The sequence below is a fragment of the Streptomyces sp. A01 genome, assembly GCF_059026195.1.
In genome coordinates this window covers 46,445-71,977 of the sequence record NZ_JBWLKN010000026.1, presented here as the reverse complement: position 1 = coordinate 71,977, position 25,533 = coordinate 46,445, and the positions used below count along the sequence as shown (strand labels likewise).

The 25,533-nt window shown below is 71.3% G+C and carries 23 protein-coding genes; 20 read left to right on the top strand and 3 right to left on the bottom strand.

Annotated features, from left to right (window positions below):
- Window positions 1–79: 79 nt before the first annotated feature.
- The 6 genes from AC5P1B_RS28355 to AC5P1B_RS28330 all read left to right on the top strand — a co-directional run bounded on the left by AC5P1B_RS28355 (window position 80) and on the right by AC5P1B_RS28330 (window position 6,145).
- On the top strand, window positions 80–1,078 hold the full coding sequence (locus AC5P1B_RS28355) for an ABC transporter permease (RefSeq protein ID WP_493890725.1): 999 nt from the start codon (window positions 80–82) through the stop codon (window positions 1,076–1,078).
- The gene (locus tag AC5P1B_RS28350) at window positions 1,075–2,205 is read left to right on the top strand and encodes an ABC transporter ATP-binding protein (protein WP_493890723.1); all 1,131 of its coding nucleotides are present in this window, start codon (window positions 1,075–1,077) and stop codon (window positions 2,203–2,205) included. The genes AC5P1B_RS28355 and AC5P1B_RS28350 overlap by 4 nt, the downstream gene beginning before the upstream one ends.
- A gap of 11 nt (window positions 2,206–2,216) precedes the next feature.
- Window positions 2,217–3,614: a dipeptide ABC transporter ATP-binding protein gene (locus tag AC5P1B_RS28345; protein ID WP_493890722.1), complete on the top strand. Its 1,398-nt coding sequence runs from the start codon at window positions 2,217–2,219 to the stop codon at window positions 3,612–3,614.
- A 154-nt stretch (window positions 3,615–3,768) separates the two neighbouring features.
- A complete protein-coding gene (locus tag AC5P1B_RS28340; protein WP_493890721.1) occupies window positions 3,769–4,428 on the top strand; it encodes a trimeric intracellular cation channel family protein in 660 nt (219 codons plus the stop codon).
- A 43-nt stretch (window positions 4,429–4,471) separates the two neighbouring features.
- Window positions 4,472–5,377, top strand: coding sequence for a thioesterase family protein (locus AC5P1B_RS28335; protein WP_493890720.1), 906 nt, complete (start codon window positions 4,472–4,474; stop codon window positions 5,375–5,377).
- 186 nt (window positions 5,378–5,563) lie between these two features.
- Complete coding sequence (locus AC5P1B_RS28330) at window positions 5,564–6,145, top strand: CU044_2847 family protein (RefSeq protein WP_493890718.1); 582 nt, start codon at window positions 5,564–5,566, stop codon at window positions 6,143–6,145.
- A gap of 197 nt (window positions 6,146–6,342) precedes the next feature.
- On the opposite strand, the gene AC5P1B_RS28325 is transcribed toward AC5P1B_RS28330, so the two are convergent.
- On the bottom strand, window positions 6,343–7,191 hold the full coding sequence (locus AC5P1B_RS28325; protein WP_493890716.1) for an alpha/beta fold hydrolase: 849 nt from the start codon (window positions 7,189–7,191) through the stop codon (window positions 6,343–6,345).
- 282 nt (window positions 7,192–7,473) lie between these two features.
- Between AC5P1B_RS28325 and AC5P1B_RS28320 the strand changes: the two genes are divergently transcribed.
- Both AC5P1B_RS28320 and mnmA read left to right on the top strand, forming a co-directional pair.
- Window positions 7,474–8,643 (top strand): cysteine desulfurase family protein, encoded by a 1,170-nt coding sequence (locus tag AC5P1B_RS28320; RefSeq protein WP_493890714.1) that lies wholly within the window; start codon window positions 7,474–7,476, stop codon window positions 8,641–8,643.
- Between the two features lie 121 nt (window positions 8,644–8,764).
- Window positions 8,765–9,925, top strand: a complete 1,161-nt coding sequence (gene mnmA / locus AC5P1B_RS28315; RefSeq protein WP_493890713.1) for a tRNA 2-thiouridine(34) synthase MnmA — start codon at window positions 8,765–8,767, stop codon at window positions 9,923–9,925.
- Between the two features lie 7 nt (window positions 9,926–9,932).
- Here the strand turns inward: mnmA and AC5P1B_RS28310 are convergent, their stop codons facing one another.
- Window positions 9,933–10,130: a DUF397 domain-containing protein gene (locus AC5P1B_RS28310; RefSeq protein WP_493890711.1), complete on the bottom strand. Its 198-nt coding sequence runs from the start codon at window positions 10,128–10,130 to the stop codon at window positions 9,933–9,935.
- Window positions 10,131–10,142: 12 nt separating this feature from the next.
- Entirely contained in the window at window positions 10,143–10,994 is an 852-nt protein-coding gene (locus AC5P1B_RS28305) for a helix-turn-helix domain-containing protein (protein ID WP_493890709.1), read from the bottom strand.
- Between the two features lie 126 nt (window positions 10,995–11,120).
- On the opposite strand from AC5P1B_RS28305, the gene AC5P1B_RS28300 reads away from it, so the two are divergent.
- The 12 genes from AC5P1B_RS28300 (at window position 11,121) to gatB (ending at window position 25,306) form a co-directional block, all read left to right on the top strand.
- Window positions 11,121–11,747 carry an ATP-binding protein gene (locus AC5P1B_RS28300; RefSeq protein ID WP_493890707.1) on the top strand — a complete coding sequence of 209 codons (627 nt, stop codon included), beginning with the start codon at window positions 11,121–11,123 and terminating at the stop codon, window positions 11,745–11,747.
- A gap of 51 nt (window positions 11,748–11,798) precedes the next feature.
- Entirely contained in the window at window positions 11,799–12,350 is a 552-nt protein-coding gene (locus AC5P1B_RS28295) for an LOG family protein (protein WP_493890706.1), read from the top strand.
- 92 nt (window positions 12,351–12,442) lie between these two features.
- A complete protein-coding gene (locus AC5P1B_RS28290) occupies window positions 12,443–13,132 on the top strand; it encodes an SDR family oxidoreductase (protein ID WP_493890705.1) in 690 nt (229 codons plus the stop codon).
- A gap of 180 nt (window positions 13,133–13,312) precedes the next feature.
- Window positions 13,313–13,759 carry a MarR family winged helix-turn-helix transcriptional regulator gene (locus AC5P1B_RS28285; RefSeq protein ID WP_493890704.1) on the top strand — a complete coding sequence of 149 codons (447 nt, stop codon included), beginning with the start codon at window positions 13,313–13,315 and terminating at the stop codon, window positions 13,757–13,759.
- A 142-nt stretch (window positions 13,760–13,901) separates the two neighbouring features.
- Entirely contained in the window at window positions 13,902–15,383 is a 1,482-nt protein-coding gene (locus AC5P1B_RS28280; protein ID WP_493890702.1) for an MFS transporter, read from the top strand.
- 243 nt (window positions 15,384–15,626) lie between these two features.
- Window positions 15,627–16,628 carry a methionine synthase gene (locus AC5P1B_RS28275; protein WP_493890780.1) on the top strand — a complete coding sequence of 334 codons (1,002 nt, stop codon included), beginning with the start codon at window positions 15,627–15,629 and terminating at the stop codon, window positions 16,626–16,628.
- Between the two features lie 241 nt (window positions 16,629–16,869).
- Complete coding sequence (gene ligA, locus AC5P1B_RS28270) at window positions 16,870–19,068, top strand: NAD-dependent DNA ligase LigA (protein ID WP_493890779.1); 2,199 nt, start codon at window positions 16,870–16,872, stop codon at window positions 19,066–19,068.
- A 195-nt stretch (window positions 19,069–19,263) separates the two neighbouring features.
- Complete coding sequence (locus tag AC5P1B_RS28265) at window positions 19,264–21,441, top strand: putative bifunctional diguanylate cyclase/phosphodiesterase (RefSeq protein ID WP_493890700.1); 2,178 nt, start codon at window positions 19,264–19,266, stop codon at window positions 21,439–21,441.
- Window positions 21,442–21,739: 298 nt separating this feature from the next.
- Window positions 21,740–22,036 carry an Asp-tRNA(Asn)/Glu-tRNA(Gln) amidotransferase subunit GatC gene (gatC, locus tag AC5P1B_RS28260; RefSeq protein ID WP_493890699.1) on the top strand — a complete coding sequence of 99 codons (297 nt, stop codon included), beginning with the start codon at window positions 21,740–21,742 and terminating at the stop codon, window positions 22,034–22,036.
- A gap of 5 nt (window positions 22,037–22,041) precedes the next feature.
- Window positions 22,042–23,544: an Asp-tRNA(Asn)/Glu-tRNA(Gln) amidotransferase subunit GatA gene (gene gatA / locus AC5P1B_RS28255; RefSeq protein WP_493890697.1), complete on the top strand. Its 1,503-nt coding sequence runs from the start codon at window positions 22,042–22,044 to the stop codon at window positions 23,542–23,544.
- A complete protein-coding gene (locus AC5P1B_RS28250; RefSeq protein ID WP_493890695.1) occupies window positions 23,541–23,783 on the top strand; it encodes a hypothetical protein in 243 nt (80 codons plus the stop codon). Before gatA ends, AC5P1B_RS28250 begins: the two co-directional genes overlap by 4 nt.
- 14 nt (window positions 23,784–23,797) lie before the next feature.
- Window positions 23,798–25,306, top strand: coding sequence for an Asp-tRNA(Asn)/Glu-tRNA(Gln) amidotransferase subunit GatB (gatB, locus tag AC5P1B_RS28245; RefSeq protein WP_493890694.1), 1,509 nt, complete (start codon window positions 23,798–23,800; stop codon window positions 25,304–25,306).
- Window positions 25,307–25,533 lie beyond the last annotated feature (227 nt).

Below are 25,533 nucleotides of genomic sequence, written 5' to 3'. Positions count from 1 at the left end.
GCAGGTGATGGCCGCGTTCCGCGGCCTGGGGTCACCGGACGACCTCCGGTGACCCCAGGCCGCGGCCGGGCCGAGAGCAGTGCTCGCATACCTCATCCGGCGGCTCTTCGCCGTCGTCCTGACGCTGATGGTCGTCATCCTGGTGACCTTCGGCATCTTCTTCATCATCCCGAAGTGGACCGGCGTCGACCCGGCGACGATGTACGTCGGCAAGCAGTCCGACGCGCAGGCCATCGAGGACATCCGGCAGAAGCTGGGGCTCGGCGACCCGATCCTCGTGCAGTTCTGGGAGTTCCTGCGCGGCCTCGTCGTGGGACGCGACTACACCGGCAACGGCGAGACCATCAAGTGCTCGGCGCCGTGCTTCGGCTACTCCTTCCGCAACGAGCAGGCCATCTGGCCCGTGCTCACCGACCGGCTCCCGGTCACCCTCGGACTCGCCGCGGGAGCCTCGGTGCTCTGGGTCTTCGGCGGAGTCGCCACCGGCATCGTCTCCGCGCTCAAGCGGGGCACGCTGTGGGACCGTACGGCGATGAGCGTCGCCCTCGCGGGCGTCTCGCTGCCGATCTACTTCACCGGCGTCGTCTCCCTCGCGATCTTCTCGTACCAGCTCGACTGGGTGAGCAACGAGTACACCGAGTTCGGGGACAACCCGGCGGAATGGTTCAGCGGGATGATCCTGCCCTGGGTCACCCTGGCGTTCCTGTACGCGGCGATGTACGCCCGGCTCACCCGGGCGACCATGCTGGAAGTCCTCGGCGAGGACTACATCCGCACCGCCCGCGCCAAGGGGCTGCGAGAACCCGTCGTCATCGGCAAGCACGCCATGCGCTCCACGATGACCCCGGTGCTGACCATCCTGGGCATGGACCTGGGCGCCCTGGTCGGCGGTGCCATCCTCACCGAGACCACCTTCAGCCTCCCGGGCCTCGGCCAGGCGGCGGTCCGGGCCATCAGCGAACGCGACCTGCCACTCATCCTCGGCGTCACGCTGATCACGGCGGGCGCGGTCGTCATCGCCAACCTCGTCGTGGACTTGTTGTACGCCGTGATCGATCCCCGAGTGAGGCTCTCATGACGACGGAATCCGCTCCGGGGCCCGTCCCCGGGCCCGCCGTGACCAAGACCGGCGCCACCGGCGAACCCGTCCAGGCCGGTGCGCCCGGGTCCGACGTCTTCCTCGACGTCCGCGACCTCCAGGTGCACTTCCCCACCGACGACGGCCTGGTCAAGTCCGTCGACGGGCTCTCCTTCACGCTGGAGCGCGGCAAGACCCTCGGCATCGTGGGCGAGTCGGGCTCCGGCAAGTCGGTCACCTCGCTGGGCATCATGGGCCTGCACACCGTTGGCCAGTACGGCCGCGGCAAGGCGCGTATCTCCGGCGAGATCTGGTTCGACGGCAAGGAACTGCTCTCGGCGCCCCCGGACGAGGTGCGGCGGCTGCGGGGCCGCGAGATGGCGATGATCTTCCAGGACCCGCTGTCGGCGATGCACCCGTACTTCACCGTCGGCGCGCAGATCACCGAGGCGTACCGGGTACACAACGACGTCGACAAGAAGGTGGCCAAGCGGCGCGCCGTCGAAATGCTCGACCGCGTCGGCATCCCGCAGCCCGACCGGCGCGTGGACGACTACCCGCACCAGTTCTCCGGCGGCATGCGGCAGCGCGCGATGATCGCCATGGCGCTCGTCAACAACCCCGAACTGCTGATCGCCGACGAGCCGACGACGGCCCTGGACGTCACCGTCCAGGCGCAGATCCTCGACCTCATCAGGGACCTGCAGAAGGAGTTCGGCTCCGCGGTCATCGTCATCACCCACGACCTCGGCGTCGTCGCCGAACTGGCCGACGACATCCTCGTGATGTACGGCGGCCGGTGCGTGGAACGCGGCTCCGCCGAGAAGGTGTTCTACGAGCCGCAGCACCCCTACACCTGGGGTCTGCTCGGGTCGATGCCGCGCATCGACAGGGACGACACCGAACGGCTCATCCCGGTCAAGGGCTCCCCGCCCAGCCTCATCAACGTGCCGGACGGCTGTGCCTTCAACCCCCGCTGCCCGTACGCGGACGTGCCGAAGGACAACCGCACCCGCACCGAGCGGCCGGAGCTCCGCGAGGTCGGCAGCCACCACTTCTCCGCGTGTCACATGTCGCAGGAGGAGCGGACGCGGATCTGGACCGAAGAGATTGCGCCCAAGCTGTGAAGGACCAAGCTGTGTCTGAGAAAGACGTGACGCTGCAGAAGCAGCGGCCGGCCGAAGAGGGCGAGCCGCTGCTCAAAGTGACCGGCCTGGTCAAGCACTTCCCGATCACCAAGGGTCTGCTGCGCCGCCAGGTCGGCGCGGTGCAGGCCGTGGACGGGCTGACGTTCGACGTACGGGCGGGGGAGACCCTGGGCGTGGTCGGCGAGTCGGGCTGCGGCAAGTCCACCATGGGGCGGCTCATCACCCGGCTGCTCGAACCCACCGGCGGTACGGTGGAGTTCCAGGGCAAGGACATCACGCACCTGGGTGTCGCCGCGATGCGGCCGATGCGCCGCGACGTCCAGATGATCTTCCAGGACCCGTACTCGTCGCTGAACCCGCGGCACACGGTCGGCACCATCGTCAGCGCGCCGTTCAAGCTCCAGGGCATCACGCCCGACGGGGGTGTGAAGAAGGAGGTCCAGCGGCTGCTGTCGCTGGTGGGCCTGAACCCCGAGCACTTCAACCGCTACCCGCACGAGTTCTCCGGCGGCCAGCGGCAGCGCATCGGCATCGCCCGCGCGCTCGCGCTGAACCCCAAGCTCGTCGTCGCCGACGAACCCGTCTCGGCGCTGGACGTGTCCATCCAGGCGCAGGTGGTCAACCTGTTGGACGACCTCCAGCAAGAGCTGGGCCTGACGTACGTGATCATCGCGCACGACCTCTCGGTGATCCGGCACGTCTCGGACCGGATCGCGGTGATGTACCTCGGGAAGATCGTCGAGCTGACCGACCGCAAGTCGCTCTACGACTCCCCGATGCACCCGTACACCAAGGCGCTGCTCTCCGCGGTGCCGGTGCCCGACCCCAAGCGGCGCGCCAAGCGCGAGCGCATCCTGCTCAAGGGCGACGTGCCCTCGCCGATCTCGCCGCCGACGGGCTGCCGCTTCCACACCCGCTGCTGGAAGGCGACGCAGGTGTGCACCGTGGAGGAGCCGCCGCTGATCGCCCTGAAGACCGGCCACCAGGTGGCATGCCACCACCCGGAGAACCACGAGGACCAGCGGCCCGGCGACACGCCCCTGGAACACCTTCCGGAAGGCGCCGGGTCGGTGACCATCTCCACGACGAAGTCGCTCGCGGGGTCGCCGGCGGACGCCGGGCCCGCCAGGGCGGAGGCCGGGAAGGGCGCGGCCGGGAAGGGCACGGCTGGAAACACAGCGCCCGCCAAGGGCGCGAAGCCCGCTCCGGTGGACGCCGCTCCGGTGGAGACCGCCAAGGCGGACGCGGGCCAGGCTTCGATGTCTGACGCGAAGACGTCTGACGCGAAGGCGGCGGCCAAGGCCGGCGAGGGGCCTGCCGAGGGGGCCGCTGAGGGCTCCGGCGACGGTTCAGGTGCCGGGTCAGGCGCTGGGGCGAATCAGGACTGAGGCGGGCGGCGGCGCGGCCCGCGCCGCCCTGGCCCGCCCCCGGCCCATGGATGTCGGCGGAGGGCGGGGGCGGGGCCCCGTTGGGAGGCATCGGCGCCGGGCACCGGTCGGCACCGGCGGACCCCTGTTCGCCCGGCCGGGGTAAAAATAGCGGGTGCTCACCGATTTGTTCACTCCCTCCCTCCTGCACTCGCTGGACCTCGCCGGGATCTTCGTCTTCGCGATCTCCGGCGCGCTGCTAGCCGTCCGCAAGAACTTCGACGTCTTCGGTATCGCGGTCATGGCCGAGGTCACCGCGCTGGGCGGCGGGCTGTTCCGGGACCTGATGATCGGTGCCGTGCCGCCCGCCGCCTTCACCGACCTCGGCTACTTCCTCACCCCGCTGATCGCCGCAGGGATGATCTTCTTCCTGCATCCCGAGGTCGAGCGGATCAACGGGGCGGTGGGGGTCTTCGACGCGATGGGTCTCGGCCTCTTCTGCGTCGCGGGCACGACGAAGGCTCATGAGTACGGGCTGAGCCTGACCGCTTCAGTCACCCTGGGTGTGGCCACGGCGGCGGGCGGCGGCGTGCTGCGCGACGTGCTGGCCAACGAGGTGCCGTCGCTGCTGCGCTGGGACCGGGAGATCTACGCGGTACCGGCTCTGGTGGGCTCCTCGGTGGCGGCGCTGCTGATCCACTTCGACGCCCTGAGCGCCGGAACCAGCGCGGTCGCGGCGATACTCGCCTTCGGGCTGCGGCTGATGGCGATGCGGTTCGGCTGGCGGGCACCACGCGCCTGGCACCGGCGCAGCGCGGCCAGCGAGGAGACATGAGCGGGGCTACCCGTCGGTAACACCTGCGTGTACGGTGCCGTGTATGGCACAGGCAACCATCGGTAACAGCGAGTTCGACCGGGACACCGCAGTGACGCTCCGCGCGTCCTCCGCCGACTCAGCGGCCGATTCCGGCACGGCACCCAGTGCGGCTCCCAGCGCGGCCACCGCGATCTACGACACGGACCTCTCCGCAGGCTGGGCCATCCTCAAGGCCCTCAACGGCGGCTACTTGCTGGCGCTGATCGGCCGCGCCCTCGGCGACGCGCTGCCGCACCCGGACCCGTTCTCGATCACGGCGCACTACCTGACCGCCTCCCAGCCGGGCCCCGCGGAGGTCCGCACCGAGCTGGTCCGCGGCGGCCGCACCCTCTCCACCGGCCAGGCGTCCCTGGTCCAGTTCGACGACAACGGCGCCGAGGTCGAGCGCATCCGCGTACTCGCCACATACGGGGACCTCGACTCCCTGCCCGACGACGTCCGCACCACCGCCAAGCCGCCCGCCATCCCCCCGTACGAGCACTGCCTCGGCACGGACGACGCACCCGAGGGCAAGCCGTCCCTCCCCGGCGCCTCCGCGATCGTCGACCGGTTCGACATGCGCCTGGACCCGGCGACGGCGGGCTGGGCCATCGGGCAGCCCAGCGGGCGAGGCGACATGCGGGCCTGGTTCGGCCTCGCCGACGGCCGCGACGCCGACCCGCTGTCACTGCTGCTCGCCGTGGACGCCCTGCCGCCGACCGCCTTCGACCTCGGCCTGTCCGGCTGGGTGCCGACCGTGGAACTCACCACGCACATACGCCGCCGCCCTGCCCCGGGACGGCTGCGGGTCTCCATCACCACCCGCAACCTGGCCGGGGGATTCCTGGAGGAGGACGTCGAGGTCTGGGACGGCGAGGACCGGCTGGTGGCCCAGGCCCGCCAGTTGGCCCGGGTACAGCTGGGCTAGCGGGTCAGCAGCGGTCCCCGCGGCGGTCGGCCGACCGGGCGGGCGCTGGTGGAGACTGGGCGGCCGGTGAGCGCCAGGCGGTCGGTGGGAGCCGGGCGGCTCGCTGTGGCGGGCGGGCCCAACTGGGGCTGCCCGAGGCGCCGTTCCGTCCCCCGGCGCTGTGGGCCACATGGCACACTGATCGGCATGGGGGACCTGGCACTGACCTTCGATGACGGCACCACCGCCTGGGTGCGTCTCGTCCCGGTCGCTGACGGTGCGCGGCCGGTGCCGCGGCCGTCCACCGAAGACGGGCGCGACAAGGCGGAGCACGGAGACGGCGCGTACGGAAACGGTACGTACGGCGACAGTACGCACGGCGACGGCGCCTACGGCGGAACGAGCCCCGGCGGTGGCGACAGCGGCGGCACGGGGCGCACGGACAGCCCCGGGACCGGCACCGGGGCGAGCCAGGGGGACGGCGCCGCGCCGCCCGACCTCGACCTTCCCGCCGGATTCGGTCACGCACGCCCGGTGAGTTCCGACGGCCGGGCCGCCCGGGCCCTCACCGCCAGTGGGCAGGTCCTCGCTGACGCGCTGCGCCCGCTGGGCGGGGTGCTGGAAGGCATCCACCGCTCGCTCGCCGACTCCACCCGGCGCCCGGACGAGGTCACCGTGGAGTTCAGCGTCACCCTGGGCACCGATCTCAGCCTCGGAGTCTTCTCGGGCAAGGGCGAGGCGAGCTTCACCGTCTCCGCCACCTGGAACCTCGGCCCGGCGACCGGCTGAGCCAGCGGGACACCGGGGCGGCGGGACAGCGCGATGCGGGCATACGGCGACGCGGGGCCGCCCGGTGCCGCTGGCGCGCGAGGACGCGCGGAAGCGGGCGCGCCCACGGTGGGGTGACGCCCGCGCGCCCGCGCGGGGCGGCGAGGCCCTGCCTCCGCCTCGCGCCCGCGTACCGGGCTCCGGTTCCGGCACGCCGCCTATCCGGCGACTTCCCGCAGAAAGCCGGTCAGCGCTCCGGTCAGCTCGGCCGGGGTGTCCTCCTGTACGAGGTGCCCGGCCCCTTCGAGCAGCCGGAGGCGGGCGCCGGGGATGAGCGAGACCAGTTCATGCGCCTTGGCGACGGGAATCCACGTGTCGTCGGTGCCCCAGCAGACGAGCACGGGCAGGTCGAGTTCGCCGTAGCGGCCCTGGATCTCGTCGGTGAAGCGCTGGTCGTTCTGGGTGATCTGCCGGTAGAAGGCGGGCTGTCCGGCTTCCCCGCACCATGGCTCGACGAGCTGGTCGAGCACCGCCGGATGCAGCCCGCGGGCGCTCGCCGAGCTGACGTACTCCCGCACCAGCGCGCGGTGCAGCGCGGGCGGCAGCTGCTCGAAGACCTCGGCGTGGCCGCCGAGCAGCCGGTACGTCGGCGACCCCCACGGGGCGAGGGCGACGGGATCGACGAGGGCCAGCGCGCGGTAGGCGGCGCCGTGGAGCAGCCGGGCACGGAGCGCCACGCAGCCACCGAAGTCGTGTGCGATCACGTACGGCGCTTCTGTGCCGCCGTCGAGCCCCCAGTGGGCCAGCAGCTCGGTGAGGACCCGGGCCTGGGCGGCGAGGGAGACATCCTGCCCGTCGTGCTTCTCGGAGGCCCCGTAGCCGGGCATGTCCCAGACGAGGACGCGGTGCCGGTCGGCGAGGGAGCGGGCGACGCCGCGCCAGACGTACGAGGAGAAGGGCGTGCCGTGCAGCAGGACGACGGGCGGCCCGTCCGCAGGCCCGAGTTCGGCCCACCGGACGGTGCCGGAGGAGCTGCGGTACGTATGATTCAGCGTCCACTGTGTCATGGGTGAAAGCCTAATGACTCCTTACCTGCTTGTCACGGTGAACACCATCCGGCCGGTGCCGCCCCACGCGGCACACCCCCAGCGGAGAGTTCCCTCTCGGGCGCCCCCGACCCGGCGCGCTCGCCCCTGGAACCGGCCCGCAGGACATCCGTACGCCGCGCCGCTCCCACGCGGGAGTTCTCGCGTGGGAGCGGCGCTGCCACCACGAAAACGGCGGGTGCCTCCGCGCGCTTGGCACGCGCCCCCATGCCCGCTCTCCCTGGCTCGTAGAATCGACGCATCATGGCCTACCTCGACCACGCCGCCACCACCCCGATGCTTCCGGAGGCGGTGCGGGCGATGACCGACCAGCTCGCCGTCACCGGCAACGCCTCCTCGCTGCACGCCGCCGGGCGGCGGGCCCGCCGCACCGTCGAGGAATCCCGCGAATCACTGGCGGCGGCGCTCGGCGCGCGCCCCAGTGAGGTGGTGTTCACCGCCGGTGGCACCGAGTCGGACAACCTCGCCGTCAAGGGCCTGTACTGGGCCCGCCGCGACGCCGACCCGGCCCGTACACGTGTCCTCGCCAGCCCCGTCGAGCACCATGCCGTGCTCGACGCCGTGGACTGGCTCGCCACGCACGAGGGCGCGCGCGTGGAGTGGCTGCCGGTCGACGCGTACGGGCGGGTGAGCCCCGACGCGCTGCGCCAGGCCATCGCCAAGGACCCGTCCGATGTGGCGCTCGCGACCGTGATGTGGGCGAACAACGAGATCGGCACCATCATGCCGGTCGGCGAACTGGCGGAGGTGGCCCGCGAGTTCGAGGTGCCCCTGCACGCCGACGCGGTGCAGGCGTTCGGCCAGATCGAGGTCGACTTCGCCGCCTCCGGGCTCGCGGCGATGACGGTGACCGGACACAAGATCGGCGGCCCGTACGGGGTCGGGGCGCTGCTGCTGGGCCGGGAGTACGCGCCCGTGCCGCTGCTGCACGGCGGCGGCCAGGAACGCCATGTGCGGTCCGGCACGCTGGACGCGCCCGCCATAGCGTCCTTCGCCGTCGCCGGTGAACTGTCGGCCGCCCGCCGCGAGGACTTCGCCCGCGACGTCGGCGCCCTCCGTGACGCGCTCATCACAGCGGTCACCACCGCCGTCCCCGACGCGGTCCTCGGCGGTGACCCGGACCCGAAGGGCCGCCTTCCCGCCAACGCGCACTTCTCCTTCCCCGGCTGCGAGGGCGACTCGCTGCTGCTGCTGCTCGACGCGCAGGGCATCGAGTGCTCCACGGGCTCCGCCTGCACGGCGGGCGTCGCCCAGCCCAGTCACGTCGTCCTCGCCACGGGCTCGTGCCCGCAGCTGGCGCGCGGCACGCTGCGGTTCTCACTCGGCCACACCTCGACGCAGGCGGACGTCGACGCGGTGAGCGCGGCGATCGGCCCGGCGGTGGCCCGAGCGCGGAGCGCGGGCCTGAGCTGACGGCCGCCGCCGGGCGGGGCGCCAGGCCCGGGCGGCGGCCGGGCGGGCTCGGCACCCGGTCCGACGACGGAGAACCGCCGTCGTACGGCGACCCCGGCCGCACCCGTACCCTGGTAGGGCTATGACTGACTTCCCCGGTGCCCCCGACCCCACCGCTCCGCGCGACGGCCGTCGCCTCCGCGTGCTCGCCGCCATGTCCGGCGGCGTCGACTCCGCCGTCGCCGCCGCCCGCGCGGCGCAAGCGGGCCACGACGTGACCGGCGTCCACCTCGCCCTGTCCGCGAACCCGCAGTCCTTCCGCACGGGCGCGCGTGGCTGCTGCACCATCGAGGACTCACGGGACGCGCGCCGCGCGGCCGACGTCATCGGCATCCCCTTCTACGTCTGGGACCTCGCCGAGCGGTTCCGCGAGGACGTGGTGGACGACTTCGTCGCCGAGTACGCGGCGGGGCGCACGCCCAACCCGTGCCTGCGCTGCAACGAGAAGATCAAGTTCGCCGCGCTGCTGGACAAGGCCCTCGCCCTCGGCTTCGACGCCGTGTGCACCGGCCACTACGCCACGGTCATCGTCGGCGCCGACGGCTCCCGCGAGCTGCACCGCGCGTCCGACATGGCCAAGGACCAGAGCTACGTCCTCGGCGTCCTGGACGACCGGCAGCTCGCCCACGCGATGTTCCCGCTGGGCGACACCCTCACCACCAAGGAAGAGATCCGCGCCGAGGCGGAGCGCCGGGGCCTGGCGGTGGCGAAGAAGCCCGACAGCCACGACATCTGCTTCATCGCCGACGGCGACACCCAGGGCTTCCTGGCCAAGCGGCTCGGCGCGGCGGAGGGCGACATCGTCGACGAGGACGGCACGAAGCTGGGCACCCACGAGGGCGCGTACGGCTTCACCATCGGCCAGCGCAAGGGCCTGCGCCTCGGCGTCCCGGCCGCCGACGGCAAGCCGCGCTACGTCCTGGACATCTCCCCGGTGAACAACACGGTCACGGTCGGCCCGGTCGACGCCCTGGACATCGCCGCCCTCACCGCGATCAAGCCCCGCTGGTGCGGCACGCCGCCCACCGGGCCCGGCACCTACACCGCTCAGCTGCGCGCCCACGGCGGCGAGACGCCGGTGGCCGCCGAGCTCGTCGGCGACACCCTGGAGGTCCGCTTCACGGAGCCGGTACGGGGCGTCGCGCCGGGCCAGGCGATCGTCCTGTACGACGGTACGCGCGTCGTCGGCTCGGCGACGATCGCCACGACGGAGCGCCGGGAGCCGGCCGGGGCGGCGGGTTAACGCCCTTTCACGGCAGTGGGCTGTCGAGCGCCCCAGTCTTTATGTGGGCGAGGAGAGCGCGGAGCGCGCTCCGGTCGGTCGTGATCAGCTGGGCTGGTGTCTCGCTCTCCCGTAGCGCCACAGTGGCACCCGTCGCGGCGACCTCGACGCAGTTGTTCCCCCCTTCCTCGGAAAAGGAAGACTTGAGCCACACCAGCTCGGACAACAGTCGTACCTCTCACAGCTCGGCGACAAGCGCGCGGATGAAGTCTCTCGACCTTCTTGAAGTCAACGCCACGCTCTCGATCAAGTCCAGCCGCGTCCGGAAGTTGGTCAACTGCGTCGGTGAGTCGAAGAACACGGCACCAGCTGGTGAGTCCATATGAACTGTGTCCAAGTGCGGATTAGCGGCTTCCGCGTACAGGACCGAGTCTCCGGCCATGGGAAAACCTCCGGCCGTGAAAGGGATCACCCGGAGGGTCACGTTGTCGCGTTCGGTGGCCTCCAGGAGGCAGTTGAGCTGAGCACGTGCCACCTGACGCCCTCCAAGTTGCATGCGTAGCGCTGCCTCGTGGATCGTGCCTGCGTACGGCGTCGGTTTGTCGCCGTCAAGAACAGCTTGCCGAGCGAGTCGGTGTGCCACGCGCAGCTCGACCTCAAGGCGCCGCAGGGGCGGCACGATAAGTTCGAAGATGGCTCGGGCGTGCTCCTCGGTGTGAAACAGACCAGGAAGATGTGCCGTTTGCGCAGTGCGCAGCCGCACAGCGTCGTGCTCCAGCTCGGAGACATCGAGGAATCCCGGAGGGATCTTGCCCCGGTATTCGTCCCACCAGCCAGCCTTGCGTCCTCCCGTCATCTGGGCCAAGGCGTCGATGAGCGCTTCGTCGCCGCATTCGTAGATGCTCGCGAGCCGCCGCAGGCGTTCCTCGCTGATGCCGAACCGCCCCGCCTCGATGTTCGAGATCGCCGTCCGGTCGGCTCCCAGTAGACCGCCAGCTATCGGCGCCGACATGCCCGCGGCCTCGCGGAGCCTCCGCAGCTCTGTGCCAAATCGGCGCTGACGGATCGTCGGGGTGTGCCTTGGCGCCATGTGCCCTCTCCTCGCTCGCGCATAGTGTGCCCGCGCGCACAGCAGGGGTCCAGCGCGTCACGGGATACAACTCGTTTCAGTGAAGTAGGTCGCACGCGTTATAGCCGCTGCTCTACAGTGTGAGCCATGCCACTAACTCCCTGGCCCCGCGCCCAGCGGAAGCGCACCGCGTCACCGCGCGGCAATGCCACCGCCAAGCGCTACCGCCAGCGAGGAAACGGCAGCCGTACAGCCGTAACGCCGTACAACTCCCGCGCCGCACAAGGAGGTGCCCGCGTGACACCGGACCCGAATCTCCGTCCACCCGAGCCCACGCCCATCCCGTTCGCCGACCCCTGGGAGTACGAACTCGCCTTCCCGCGTGACCCCCGGGGCCCCGGTATCGCCCGGGTCGCCCTGCGGGCGATTCTCGCGGGGCACGGGCTCGGTGAACTCGCCGAGCGGGCCGAACTGCTGGCTTCCGAGCTGACCACCAACTCCGTCAGGTACTCCGGCGGCTCCGCGTCCGTCCGCCTCCGCTGGGCGCATCCCGTGCTGAGGATCAGCGTCACCGATACGAACGCCGAGTTCCCGGTCTCGCTGCCGCCGCCGGAGGCAGACGCACCGCACGGGCGCGGGTTGCTGATTCTCGATCTCGTCGCCGATCACTGGGGCGGCTGCGCGCTCAGTGACTCGCTGCTCGGTCCTGGCGGCAAGGTCATCTGGTGCGAGCTTGCCTTGGATGCCGGGCCGCCGCCTGCCCTGGTCGCCTGAGCCCACGCGGGGGCGGGGCGGGGGAGTGCCCCGCCTCGTACAGTGGCGGCTATGAACATCTGCGTCTTCTGCTCCGCCGCCGACCTCGATGAGCGGTACACCGCCCCCGCCCGTGAGTTCGCCGAGCTGCTCGGGAAGGGCGGCCACACCATGGTGTGGGGCGGGTCCGAGAGCGGGCTGATGAAGGTGATGGCGGACGGCGTGCAGGAGCACGGCGGGCGGCTGGTCGGGGTGTCCGTGGAGTTTCTGCGGCACAAGGCCAGGGAGAACGCCGACGAGATGGTGGTCACCAAGGACCTCGCCGAGCGCAAGGCCGAGATGCTGGCCCGCGCCGACGCGATCGTGATCATGGTCGGTGGAACGGGGACGCTGGACGAGGCGACCGAGATCCTGGAGCTGAAGAAGCACGGTCTGCACGCCAAGCCGGTCGTGCTGCTCAACGCGGACGGGTTCTACGACGGGCTGAAGCAGCAGTTCCAGCGGATGGAGGCGGAGGGCTTCCTGCCGCTTCCCCTGGTCGACCTCGTCTTCTTCGCCGAGGAAGGCGTGGGCGCGCTGACCTACCTGGAGGAGCAGCAGGGCATCCAGGCCGCCCAGCCCTGACGCGTGTCCTCGCGCGCGCCCACGCGCGGGGCCGAGCGCCCCGTTGAACCCGGGCTCCGTGCGTTCGCCGGGCCCGTCGTTAGGATCGCCGCATGGGTACGCATGTGATCACTGGGGCAGGCTCGGGCATCGGCACCGTCGTAGCGGAGCGGTTGTGCGCACGCGGCGAGGAGCTGTGGCTGCTGGCGCGCGACGCGGGGCGGGCGAAGGAGCTGGCGGACCGGTTCCCGGGAGCCCGGACGATCGTCGGCGATCTGGCGGAGCCGGAGCGGCTGTCGTGGGCGCTCAGCCACCAGGAACTGCCCGGCGAGGTGGACTCGCTGCTGCACATCGCGGGCGTCGTCGAACTCGGGGAGATCGGTGAGCTGACCCCGAAGGCGTGGAACCAGCAGCTCGCCGCCAACCTGGTGTCCCCCGCCGAACTGACCCGGCTGCTGCTGCCGCAGCTGCGGCAGGCGAAGGGGCACGTCCTGTTCGTGAACTCCGGCGCCGGCCTGCGCGCGAACGCCAACTGGGGCGCGTACGCGGCGAGCAAGCACGGACTGAAGGCCCTCGCCGACGCGCTGCGCTGGGAGGAGAGCGGCCACGGGGTGCGGGTGACGACGGTCTACCCGGGCCGTACGGCGACGCCCATGCAGGTGAAGGTGCACCAGCAGGAGGGCAAGGAGTACGACCCCGAGCGCTGGATGGCGCCGGAGTCGGTCGCGACCACGATCCTGACAGCGCTCGACCTGCCGCGCGACGCGGAGATCACGGACCTGTCGGTCCGCCCCCAGGGCTGACCGGGACGGCTGGAGGCCGGCCGAGTCCCGGCGCGGGGGCCGGCGGCTCGCGGCTCCTGGCTCGCGGAGAGCGTGCGCGGTGTGCCGGGGGGGCTCCCGGCGCGTGCCGGATCGTGTTGTTGGCGCGCGGCCATCTCTTCGCGCCCTCGAACCGGACGGCTCCAGACGTACGCTGACTGAGTGAGCAGCAGGAGCGAAGCGACAGCCACCGCCAAGGCGGGGTGTGGGATCAGGGAGGTCCGGGGGCTCGTTACGGAGCTGTCCCGGCGGATGGACGCGCACCGGCGGAGCCGGATCGCGGAGCTGGACCTCACGCCGACGCAGGCGAAGGCCCTGGAGGAGCTGGGGGAGCCGAAGACGGCGCGCGAGCTGGCGGGCGTGATGTGCTGCGAACCGCCCAACGTCACGTACGTCATCGACAAGATGGAAAAGCAGGGGCTCGTCGTACGCCAGCCCGACCCGGGAGACCGGCGGGCCAAGCAGCTCGTGCTGACCGACGCGGGGCGGGAGTTGCGGCTGGACCTGCTGCGGCGGATGGGCCAGGACTCGCCGCTGGATCATCTGCCGGAAGAGGCGCGCGCCGAGTTGCGGACGCACTTGCTGAGGGCTCTCGACCGGGCCGAGTAGCCGCTAGCCAGCCGCTGGGGCGCGACCGCCCCCGCCTGACCGGGCTCACCCAGGTATGCCGTTCGCATCGATCGCGTACGCCCTTCGTAAAGTTATAGCTGTAATCATTGTTGGGTGTTGGTTACAGCTATAACTTGTCTGGGTGATCCAAAAGACTCAGACCGCACCGCGCACCGGCGGGCTTCAACTCCTCGCTCTCGCTCTCGGGTTCGTCATGGCGACCCTCGACGTCACGATCATCAACGTCGCGGGTCCCGAGCTGCGCGGCAGCCTTGACCTGTCGCTGTCGGGGCTGACCTGGGTCGTGGACGGCTACGTTCTCGTCTTCGCCTCGCTGCTGCTGCTCGCCGGGTCGCTCGCGGGCAGATACGGGGCGCGGCGGGTGTACCTGACGGGGCTCGCGCTGTTCACCGCCGCCTCCCTCATCTGCGCCGTCGCTCCTGGCCCCGCCGTGCTCGTGGCGGGACGGCTGTTGCAGGGCGCGGGCGCCGCCCTGTTCATGCCCAGTTCGCTCACTCTGCTCATGAACGCATTCCCTGAGGCGCGGCAACGCGCCCGCGTGCTCGGGCTGTGGTCGGCGATCATCTCGACGGCGGCAGGACTCGGGCCCGCCCTCGGCGGCGTACTCGTCGGGACGCTCGGCTGGCGCAGCATCTTCCTGATCAACCTGCCCGTGGGGATCGCCGGACTGCTGCTCGCCCGGCGCGTGGTGGCGCCCGTGGCGGGCCGCCGGACGCCGCTGGGCGTGACCGGGCACGCGCTGGGACTGCTCGCGCTCGCGGCGCTCGCGTTCGGACTGATCGAGGGCCCGGAGGCGGGCTGGAGCGCGCCCCTGGTGCTGGGCGCCTTCGCCCTCTCACTGTTCGCCCTGGTGGTCTTCCTGCTACGGGAACGGAGCGCGCGGGTGCGCGTTCTGCCGGGCGAACTCTTCGCCAACCCCGCCTTCTCCATCGCCAACGCCGTCGGTTTTCTCTTCAACCTCGGCTGCTACGGCGGGATGTTCATGCTCGGCCTGTTCCTGCAGAACGCGCGCGGCGCGAGCGCGATGACGGCGGGACTCCAGATGCTGCCGACCCAACTCGTCTTCCTGCTCGGCAATCTCCTCTACGCCAAGGTGGGCAACCGGGTCGGCAACCGGGCCGCACTCGTCGGCTCGCTCGTCTTCTCCTCCGTGGGCATCGCCTCGCTGGCGCTCACCGTGTCACCGCAGATGCCGTACTGGGTGCTGGCCGTGGTGCTGTCGACGTTCAACATCGGCCTGGGCGTGGCCTCTCCGGCCATGACCGGCGCGCTGATGGAGGCGGCGGGCCGCGAGCACGCCAACGTCGCCAGCGCCACGCTCAACGCCAACCGGCAGATCGGCACGCTGGTGGGCATCGCGGTGATGGGCGCCGTCCTGGCGGGCGCGGGCGGCTGGTACGCGGGCGCGGCGGTCTCGTTCGCGATCACCTCGGCCGCGTACGCCGGAGCCGCACTGCTGGCCTGGCTCGGCCTGCGCGGCGGGAGCGGAACGCCCGGCGAGCCGGGCGGCCTGCCGCAACCCGGGACGACCACGCCGAGGGCGAGCGGGAGGCGGACGTCGGCGGCGGGAGCGGCCGCCACGCGAGCGACGACCGAAGCGTAGGCCGCCGGGAAGCGCGACAGGAGGCGGGAAGCGGGAGGCTGGGGAGCGGGACGGGGCACGGGGCACGGAGCACGGGGCTGGACCGCACGGGGCACGGAGCACGGGGCGGGACTGGACGGGGCAGACGGAGCACGGGGCACGGGGCACGGAGCCTGGGGCTTGGCCGGACGGGGCGCGGGGGCGCCGGAGGTCCGGGGAGCGGGCGCCGCCTCGTACGCTTCCTGCGTGAGCGACAACGATGAGATGAGCTGGGGCGCGGGCGCCGCGACCGGGATCGGGTCGATGCCGGGCGGCGACGCGCGCGAGGCCGCGAAGACCGTGATGGGATCGCTGGACAAGCTGCCCTACCTGCCGGAGCTGCCGGCGCGGGGGCCGGGCGCCGACATGATCGGGCGCACCGCGGGCATGCTCGTCGAGCTGTACGCGCGCGTGGAGCCCAGCGGCTGGCGGCTGGGCGACCGGCCGGGGCGGGACACCAAGCGGGCGCGGTCCTGGCTGGGCGAGGACCTGGACGCGCTGGAGGAGTTCGCCCAGGGCCACCAGGGAGCGCTGAAGGTGTCGGCGGTCGGGCCGTGGACGCTGGCGGCCGCCCTCGAACTGCGCGGCGGCGAAGCGATGCTGAACGACCCCGGCGCCTGCCGTGACCTGACCGGTTCGCTGGCCGAGGGGCTGCGCGAGCACCTGGCCGAGGTGCGGCGGCGGCTGCCCGGCGCCGAGGTCGTCCTCCAGCTCGACGAGCCGTCGCTCGGTGCGGTGCTGCGCGGGGAGGTCCGCTCGGCCAGCGGCTACCGCACCTACTCGGCGGTGGACCGGAGCGTGGTCGAGGGCGCGCTGCGCGAGGTGTTCGCCGTGAGCACGGGGCCGGTCGTCGTGCACTGCTGCGCGCCCGCCGTGCCGTTCGCGCTGCTGCGCCGTTCGGGGGCGGCAGGCGTCTCCTTCGACTTCTCACTGCTTACCGAGCGTGAGGAAGAGACGATCGGCGAGGTGGTGGAGAGCGGCCTGACGCTCTTCGCCGGTGTGGTGCCGGGCACGGACCCGCAATCGGGGGCATTGTCAGACCCTGCCGGTAGCGTCATGGGTGTCAGGACGCTGTGGCGCAGGTTGGGGCTCGCGCCGGGGACTCTCGCCGAGTCCGTGGTGGTGACCCCGGCATGCGGTCTCGCGGGTGCCTCACCGGGGTACGCGCGAGCCGCGCTGCCCCATTGCGTCCGGGCGGCGACATCACTCGCGGACAACCCTGAGTGATGAAGCGCGCCCCGCGGCGGGTGCCGCGGGGGCAGCGGGACCGGGTGGCGGAGTGCGCCGCGACGGGCCCCGCGGCAGTGGCAGAGCAGAGGCCGCGGCGGCGGTGAGCGCTGGGGGAGGCGTGTGCGCGACGCGCGCCCCCCGGGCGGTGGACTTCAGGTAACGGGAGGACGAGACGGTGGCTGGCGAAACGGTGGACGGCGGCGAGGGCGCGGCTGATGAGCAGCGGGGGCAGTCCGTAGTGCCCACCGAGGCGCGGTCGACGGTGCCCGCTGAGGCGCGCGAGCGGCACAAGCAGCTGTCCGAGCAGATCGAGGACCACCGCTTCAGGTACTACGTCAGGGACTCCCCGGTCGTCAGTGACGCGGAGTTCGACAAGCTGCTCCGGTCGCTTGAGGCCCTGGAGGCCGAGTATCCGGAGCTGCGTACGCCTGATTCGCCGACCCAGAAGGTCGCCGGGGCGTACGAGACGGAGTTCACGGAGGTGGAGCACCGTGAGCGGATGCTCAGCCTCGACAACGCCTTCGATGACGAGGAGCTCGCGGCCTGGACCGACCGCATCGCCAAGGACGTCGGAGAGGACACCTCGTACCACTTCCTGTGCGAGCTGAAGGTCGACGGCCTCGCGGTCAACCTCACGTACGAGCAGGGACGGCTGACGCGCGCGGCCACTCGGGGCGACGGGCGCACCGGCGAGGACATCACGCCCAACGTGCGCACGATCTCGGAGATCCCGCACCGGCTGACCGGGAAGGACGTGCCCGCGCTGGTGGAGGTCCGGGGCGAGGTCTTCATCCCGATGGAGCGTTTCCAGGAGCTGAACGCCGGGCTGGTCGAGGCGGGCAAGCCGCCGTTCGCCAATCCGCGCAACGCGGCGGCGGGTTCGCTGCGCCAGAAGGACCCGAAGGTCACCGCGAGCAGACCGCTGCACATGGTGGTGCACGGCATCGGCGCCCGCGACGGCTTCGACATCGACTGCCAGTCACACGCCTACACGCTGCTGCGCGAATGGGGCCTGCCGACCGCCCAGCACAACGAGGTGACCGACTCGCCGGAGGGCGTGCGCGCCTTCATCGCGCGGTACGGCGACCCGAAGGCCAGGCACTCGGTGGAGCACGAGATCGACGGCGTGGTCGTCAAGCTCGATGAGATCCCCCTCCAGGGACGACTCGGCTCGACCTCCCGGGCGCCCCGCTGGGCCATCGCCTGGAAGTACCCGCCGGAGGAGGTCAACACCAAGCTGGTCGACATCCGCGTCGCCGTGGGCCGCACCGGCAGGGTCACGCCGTACGCGGTCGTCGAGCCGGTGACGGTGGCGGGCTCCGAGGTCGAGTTCGCGACGCTGCACAACCAGGAGGTCGTCAAGGCCAAGGGCGTCCTCATCGGCGACACCGTCGTGCTGCGCAAGGCGGGTGACGTGATCCCGGAGATCCTGGGGCCCGTGGTGGACCTGCGGGACGGCAGCGAGCGCGAGTTCGTGATGCCGGGCGAGTGCCCGGACTGCGGGACCGCGCTGCAGCCCATGAAGGAGGGCGACATCGACCTCCGCTGCCCCAACGCGCGCTACTGCCCGGCCCAGATCCGGGAGCGGATCTTCTACCTCGCCGGGCGGAAGAGCCTCGACATCGAGCACCTGGGATACGTGGCGGCGGGAGCGCTGACCCAGCCGCTGGCGCCCAGCGACCCGCCGCTGCGCAACGAGGGCGACCTCTTCGATCTCGATATCGACGCCCTGCTGCCCATCCGCTCGCACGTCCTCGACCCGGACAGCGGCCTGCCCAAGCGCGACCCGGAAACGGGCGAGGAAAAGGTCGTCACCTTCTTCGCCAACCAGAAGGGCGAGCCGAAGAAGAACGCGCTCGCGATGCTGGAGAACATCGCCGCCGCCAAACAGCGGCCGCTGGCCCGGATCATCACCGGGTTGTCGATCCGTCACGTCGGGCCGGTCGCAGCGGTGGCCCTGGCCCGCGAATTCCGGTCGCTGGACCGGATCTCGGAAGCGAGCGAGGAAGAACTCGCGGCGGTCGAAGGCGTCGGCGGGATCATCGCCGCCTCGGTGAAACAGTGGTTCGCTGAGGACTGGCACCGGGAAATCGTGGAGAAGTGGCGTGCGGCTGGAGTGCGCCTGGAGGAGGAAGCGGGCGAGGATGAGGGGCCCCGCCCGCTGGCCGGGCTGACCGTTGTCGTCACAGGAACCCTCCAGTCGTATACACGTGACGGTGCGAAAGAGGCTCTGCAGAATCAGGGAGCAAAGGTGACCGGCTCAGTTTCCAAGAAGACTGACTTCGTGGTTGTGGGTGATAATCCCGGCTCCAAGTACGACAAGGCCATGCAATTGAAGGTGCCTGTCCTCGACGATCAGGGCTTTGGCGTCCTGTTGGGGCAGGGCCCCGACGCCGCCAGAGAGGTCGCCGTGGCGCCCCCGGAGGCACCGGAATAGTTCAACAGCGTTCTATGGGTGGCCTGGGCATAGCCAGCGGGCATCACTCTTACAGCGCATATCAGATGGTTACGGAGAGCTGGGGCGCATTCGGGCAAGGGTTGTCGATCGCCGCCCGCCGTAGCCTGGTGCGGCCTACTGTTGAGATGTGCGCCTGCCGTGGCGCGGGCATCGCCGGCTGTGAGAGGGACGGGTATGAAACCGACCGACAGCGCCGCCCCAGTGTCGCGGCTGTGCCGGCTCGCTCTGCCCGGATTACCGGTGGCGGTCGTCGCGCTCGCCGGGATCGCGCTGGGCGTGGGCGTGTTCCGGTTACTCAGGACCGACACCGCGCTCTTCCCCAGCGGCAGGGTCGGCTGGTCGCTGGCCGTGCTGACCGGCGCCATCGTCGGCCATCTCGTGGCCCTGGGACGCGATCGCTGGTGGGGCGGCACCGGATCAGGTGCCGCCCTCACACTCGCCGCGCTGCTGCTGTACGGCTGGCTCCCGGCCGTCGTCATCAGCCTCGCCGTGGTGGTCCTGGTCGGCGCGGCCCGGCGGCACCGCTGGCGGCAGGCCGTGCTGCACGGCGCGGTCGACATCCTCGGCATCGGGGCCGCCGGACTCGCCCTCGCCGCCCTCGGCACGGTGCCCTCCGTCGAACACCCCTGGCGGCCGGACGCCTGGGATCTCTACGTCATCCCCCAGATAGCCCTGGTGGCCTTCGCCTATCTGCTCGTGACCCGCGCCCTCCTCTGGTACACGATGGCGCCGCGCAGTGGCGGGCTCCGCACCGTCGTGCGCACGGCGGTGGTCCGGCAGGCGCTCGTAGGCGTGGCCCTGCTCGGCATAGCGCCACTGATCGTCGTCGTCGCCGTGCACACCCCGCTGCTGCTCCCGCTGTTCGCCGTGCCGCTCATAGCCCTCGACTCGACCCTGTGGATCGCCCGGGTCCGCGCCGAGGAGCAGCTGCGCGACCCGCTCACCGGGCTGCCCAACCGGCAGTGGCTGCTGGAGCGCACCTGGTCCGCGCTGGACGACGCCGAGCGCGCCGGGACCCGTTCGGCGCTGGTCCTGATCGACCTCGACCGGTTCCGCTCCGTCAACGACACCCTCGGCCACCTGGCGGGCGACCGGCTGCTGTTGCAGATCGCCGAGCGGCTGCGGCTGGCGCTGCCGCGTGGCGCCGAGGTCGCCAGGCTCGGCGGTGACGAGTTCGCTGTCCTGCTGCCCACCGCCGACTCCCTCACCAGCGCCCAGCGTGTCGCCCGCTCCCTCATCGCCGCCCTCGGCTCCCCACTCGACCTCGACGGACTCACCCTCGTACTGGAGGCGAGCGCCGGAGTCGCCGTCTTCCCCGACCACGCGATCGACGCCGAGGGCCTGCTGCGGCGCGCCGACGTCGCCATGTACCAGGCCAAGCGGGACCGCAGCGGAGCCGAGGTGTACGAGGCGCAGCGCGACGGCAACACGCCCGACCGGCTCGGCCTGTTGGGCGACCTGCGCCGGGCCCTCGACGCGGGCGACGTGGAGCTGCACTACCAGCCGAAGGTCGGCTTCGACGGGCACGTGGCCGGTCTTGAGGCCCTGGTGCGCTGGGTGCACCCGGACCGGGGCAGGGTGCCGCCGGATGAGTTCATCGCCATGGCGGAGAGCTCAGGACTGATGCCCAAGCTCACCGAGTACGTGCTGGAGACCGCGCTCGGGCAGGTCGCCAAGTGGCGGGCCGCCGGGCTCGACGTGCCGGTCGCCGTCAACGTGTCCCCGCGCGATGTGCACACCCCGGGCTTCGCCGGTGCCGTCGCCGCCCGGCTCGCCCGGCACGGAGTCCCGCCCGGGGCGCTCCAGCTGGAGATCACCGAGCACGTGCTCCTGGAGGACCCGCAGCGGGCCGCCGACACCATGGCGGGCCTCACCGGGCACGGCGTGAAGATGTCGCTGGACGACTTCGGCACCGGCTACTCGTCGCTGGTGCACCTGCGGCGGCTGCCGGTCAGCGAGCTGAAGATCGACCGGTCGTTCGTCGCCCGGCTCGTCGTGGACAACGAGGACGCGGAGATCGTCCGCTGCACGCTCGACCTCGCGCATTCGCTCGGCTTGCTGGTCGTCGCCGAGGGCGTGGAGGACGACGAGACCTGGGAGCGGCTGCGCGACCTGGGCTGCGACGCCGTACAGGGCTGGCTGGTGGCCGCGGCGATGCCACCGGATGAGACCACGGCGTGGCTGAAGCTGCGCGGCAAGAGCGGCTGGCACCGCGAGGCGGAGCGCGCCGCCCTGGAGTCGGCGCGGACAGACGCGGAACCGGAGCCCGAGCCGGCGGTGGCGGCAGTGCCGGGGGCACCGGAGCGGGCCGCCGCCGCGGTCGGCGAAGAAGCGGACCAGCCGGTCACGTAGGCCTGGCCGCCTCGTGTCTTCTGCCGCCCGCGGCACCGTACGCGAAGGGCTGCCGCCCCCTCTGAGGGAGCGATCGGCGCCCCGTGGGGCGGGGCCGGTCAATAGTGCTTCGTCGGGACGCCCCCGTGGCGCATAGGATTGGGCGCGAATCACCCACCGGGGACCCAGCGACACCCAGTGACACCACAGGGTCCCCGACCAGCACACCGGGGACCCGACAACACCCACAGCGAGCATCAGCTCACCCCAGTCACCAACACCAGCCAAGAATCCAGCCAAGAACTCAGAGGATCGCTGCATGCCTGGCATCACGCGCGAGGAGGTCGCCCACCTCGCCCGGCTGTCGCGTCTGGAGCTGAAGGACGAAGAGCTCGACCACTTCGCCGGACAGCTCGACGTGATCATCGGCGCGGTCGCCCGCGTTTCCGATGTGGCCGACGAGGACGTACCCCCGACCTCCCACCCGCTGCCGCTGACCAATGTCATGCGCGCGGACGAGGTCCGCCCGTCGCTGACCCCGCAGGAGGCGCTGTCCGGCGCCCCGGCCCAGGAGCAGCAGCGTTTCAAGGTGCCGCAGATTCTGGGGGAGGAGTGACCGCTGTGACGAACACGACCGATTTGATCAAGCTCACGGCGGCCGAGACCGCCGCCAGGGTCGCGTCCGGAGAGGTGACCGCGGTCGAGGTGACCGAGGCGCACCTGGCCCGGATCGCCGCCGTGGACGAGAAGCTGAACGCCTTCCTCCACGTGGACCGCGAGGGCGCGCTCGCGCAGGCCCGCGCCGTCGACGAGAAGCGTGAGCGGGGCGAGAAGCTGGGCCCGCTGGCGGGCGTGCCACTGGCGCTGAAGGACATCTTCACCACCAAGGGCGTTCCGACGACCGTCGGCTCCAAGATGCTTGAGGGCTGGGTCCCGCCCTACGACGCGACGGTCACCCAGCGGCTGAAGGCCGCTGGCGTGGTCATTCTCGGCAAGACCAACATGGACGAGTTCGCCATGGGGTCCTCCACCGAGAACAGCGCGTACGGGCCCACGGGCAACCCGTGGGACCTCACCCGCATCCCCGGCGGCTCCGGCGGCGGCTCGGCCGCGGCCATCGCCTCGTACGAGGCCGCGCTCGCGATCGGCACCGACACCGGCGGCTCGATCCGCCAGCCCGCCGCCGTGACCGGCACCGTGGGCGTCAAGCCGACCTACGGCGGTGTCTCCCGGTACGGCATGGTCGCCTTCTCCTCCTCCCTGGACCAGGGCGGTCCGTGCGCCCGTACGGTGCTGGACGCGGCCCTGCTGCACGAGGTCATCGCCGGGCACGACCCGCTCGACTCCACCTCGATCGACGCTCCCGTGCCGCAGGTCGTCGCGGCCGCCCGCAACGGTGACGTCAAGGGCATGCGCGTCGGCGTCGTGAAGGAGTTCGCGGGCGAGGGTTACCAGCCCGGCGTCATGCAGCGGTTCAACGAGGCCGTGGACCTGCTTCGTGAGCTGGGCGCGGAGATCGTGGAGATCTCCTGCCCGTCCTTCGACAAGGCGCTCGCCGCGTACTACCTGATCGCGCCGTCCGAGTGCTCCTCGAACCTCGCCCGCTTCGACGCCATGCGGTACGGCCTGCGGGTCGGCGACGACGGTACGAGGTCCGCCGAGGACGTCACCGCGCTCACCCGCGAGGCGGGCTTCGGCGACGAGGTCAAGCGCCGCATCATGCTCGGCACGTACGCCCTGTCGTCCGGCTACTACGACGCGTACTACGGCTCGGCGCAGAAGGTGCGCACGCTCATCACGCGCGACTTCGAGAAGGCGTTCGAGTCGGTGGAGGTGCTGATCTCGCCGACGACACCGACCACGGCCTTCCCGATCGGTGAGCGCGCTGACGACCCGATGGCGATGTACCTTGCCGATCTGTGCACCATCCCGTCCAACCTGGCCGGCAACGCGGCGATGTCGCTGCCCTGCGGCCTGGCGCCCGAGGACGGCCTTCCGGTGGGACTCCAGATCATCGCTCCCGCCATGGCCGACGACAGGCTCTACCGGGTGGGCGCCGCCGTCGAGGCCGCGTTCACGGCCCGGTGGGGTCACCCACTGCTTGAGGAGGCACCGTCACTGTGAGCGGCAAGCTTGAGAAGGCCAAGGGTTTCAAGAAGTCCAAGCCCGGCCTGTACCTGTCCATCGGGACCACCCTGTTCGGCGCGGTCAGTGTCCTCAAGCAGGGCAAGAAGGCCCGCTACGAGAACGACACGCTCCAACTGGTCGACGCCGTGGTCTCGGCCGCGGCCATCGCCACCGGGGTCGCACTGCTCCTCCGAGAGCTGAAGCGGCTCGGCGACGACGACGTTCTGCTGGGCTGAGAGGTTAGTTTTCCGTGACCGTCACTGAACTGGTGTCGTACGAGGACGCGCTGGCCACCTATGACCCCGTGATGGGTCTTGAGGTGCACGTGGAACTCGGCACCAAAACCAAGATGTTCTGCGGGTGCTCGACGACGCTGGGCGCCGACGCCAACTCGCAGACGTGCCCCACCTGTCTCGGCATGCCCGGCTCCCTCCCGGTCGTCAACGCGATCGCTGTGGAGTCCGCCATCAAGATCGGTCTCGCGCTGCACTGCGAGATCGCCGAATGGTGCCGCTTCGCCCGGAAGAACTACTTCTATCCGGACATGCCGAAGAACTTCCAGACCTCCCAGTACGACGAGCCGATCGCCTTCAACGGCTATCTGGACGTCCAGCTGGAGGACGGGGAGATCTTCCGCGTCGAGATCGAGCGCGCCCACATGGAGGAGGACACCGGCAAGTCCACGCACGTGGGCGGCGCCACGGGGCGCATCCACGGCGCGTCGCACTCGCTCCTCGACTACAACCGTGCGGGCATCCCCCTCATCGAGATCGTCACCAAGCCGATCGAGGGTGCGGGGGAACGCGCTCCCGAGGTCGCCAAGGCGTACGTCGCCGAGCTGCGCGAGCTCATCAAGGCGCTCGGCGTGTCCGAGGCCCGCATGGAGATGGGCCAGATGCGCTGCGACGTGAACCTGTCGCTGCGGCCCAAGGGCGTCGCCAAGTTCGGCACCCGCTCCGAGACCAAGAACGTCAACTCGCTGCGCTCCGTGGAGCGGGCGGCGCGCTTCGAGGCCCAGCGGCACGCCGCCGTGCTGAACAGCGGCGGCACGATCGTGCAGGAGACCCGGCACTTCCACGAGGAGGACGGCTCCACCACCGCCGGCCGCATCAAGGAAGAAGCCGAGGACTACCGCTACTTCCCAGAGCCCGACCTGGTGCCGGTCGCCCCGGCCCGGGAGTGGGTCGAGGAACTGCGGGCCGGACTGCCCGAGCTGCCGCGCGTACGCCGTAACCGGCTGCGTGAGCAGTGGGGCATCTCCGAGCACGAGATGCAGTCGGTCCTCAACGCGGGCGTCATCGACCTGATCACCGCCACCATGGACGCGGGTGCCGACTCCGGCTCCGCCCGTAAGTGGTGGATGGGCGAGCTGGCCCGCCGTGCCAACGAGGAGGGCATCGACCCCGCCGCGCTCCCCATCACGCCCACCCAGGTCGCCCGGGTCGCCGCACTCGTCGCCGACGGCTCGCTCAACGACAAGCTGGCTCGCCAGGTCATCGAGGGCGTCCTCGCGGGCGAGGGCGACCCGGACACGGTCGTGGAGAAGCGCGGCCTGAAGATCGTCTCCGACGAGGGCGCGCTCGGCACCGCCGTCGACGAGGCCATCGCGGCGAACGCCGCCATCGCGGACAAGATCCGCGGCGGCAAGGTCGCCGCGGCGGGCGCCCTGGTCGGCGCGGTCATGAAGGCCACACGCGGCCAGGCGGACGCGGCACGTGTGCGCGAGCTGATCCTGGAACGGCTGGGCGTCGAGGGCTGACGTCTGACGTAAGCGGTACGCGTGCGCGTACGGGCGTGTGTGTTTGTGGCGTGCGTACGAGTGCGCTGACGAGTTCATGTGGCGGCGGTCCCCTCCGGGGGGCCGCCGCCGCTGTCGTGCCGCGCCGGAGTCCGCCAGGCGTGGGGGCCACTGAGCTGGCGAGTCGCGCCGCCGTGGGCGGTCGGCCGAAGTGGTGGCGGCATGGACGGGGCATGGGGGCCGGGCGC

Excerpts from the sequence above, each read along its gene's own strand:
- AC5P1B_RS28350 (WP_493890723.1), top strand. The coding sequence starts at position 1,075 with ATGACGACGGAATCCGCTCCGGGGCCCGTCCCCGGGCCCGCCGTGACC.
- AC5P1B_RS28265 (WP_493890700.1), top strand. The coding sequence starts at position 19,264 with ATGAAACCGACCGACAGCGCCGCCCCAGTGTCGCGGCTGTGCCGGCTC.
- mnmA (WP_493890713.1), top strand. The coding sequence starts at position 8,765 with ATGACTGACTTCCCCGGTGCCCCCGACCCCACCGCTCCGCGCGACGGC.
- gatC (WP_493890699.1), top strand. The coding sequence starts at position 21,740 with ATGCCTGGCATCACGCGCGAGGAGGTCGCCCACCTCGCCCGGCTGTCG.
- AC5P1B_RS28300 (WP_493890707.1), top strand. The coding sequence starts at position 11,121 with ATGCCACTAACTCCCTGGCCCCGCGCCCAGCGGAAGCGCACCGCGTCA.
- AC5P1B_RS28330 (WP_493890718.1), top strand. The coding sequence starts at position 5,564 with ATGGGGGACCTGGCACTGACCTTCGATGACGGCACCACCGCCTGGGTG.
- AC5P1B_RS28295 (WP_493890706.1), top strand. The coding sequence starts at position 11,799 with ATGAACATCTGCGTCTTCTGCTCCGCCGCCGACCTCGATGAGCGGTAC.
- AC5P1B_RS28320 (WP_493890714.1), top strand. The coding sequence starts at position 7,474 with ATGGCCTACCTCGACCACGCCGCCACCACCCCGATGCTTCCGGAGGCG.
- AC5P1B_RS28305 (WP_493890709.1), bottom strand. The coding sequence starts at position 10,994 with ATGGCGCCAAGGCACACCCCGACGATCCGTCAGCGCCGATTTGGCACA.
- AC5P1B_RS28335 (WP_493890720.1), top strand. The coding sequence starts at position 4,472 with ATGGCACAGGCAACCATCGGTAACAGCGAGTTCGACCGGGACACCGCA.
- AC5P1B_RS28275 (WP_493890780.1), top strand. The coding sequence starts at position 15,627 with ATGAGCTGGGGCGCGGGCGCCGCGACCGGGATCGGGTCGATGCCGGGC.
- AC5P1B_RS28290 (WP_493890705.1), top strand. The coding sequence starts at position 12,443 with ATGGGTACGCATGTGATCACTGGGGCAGGCTCGGGCATCGGCACCGTC.
- AC5P1B_RS28325 (WP_493890716.1), bottom strand. The coding sequence starts at position 7,191 with ATGACACAGTGGACGCTGAATCATACGTACCGCAGCTCCTCCGGCACC.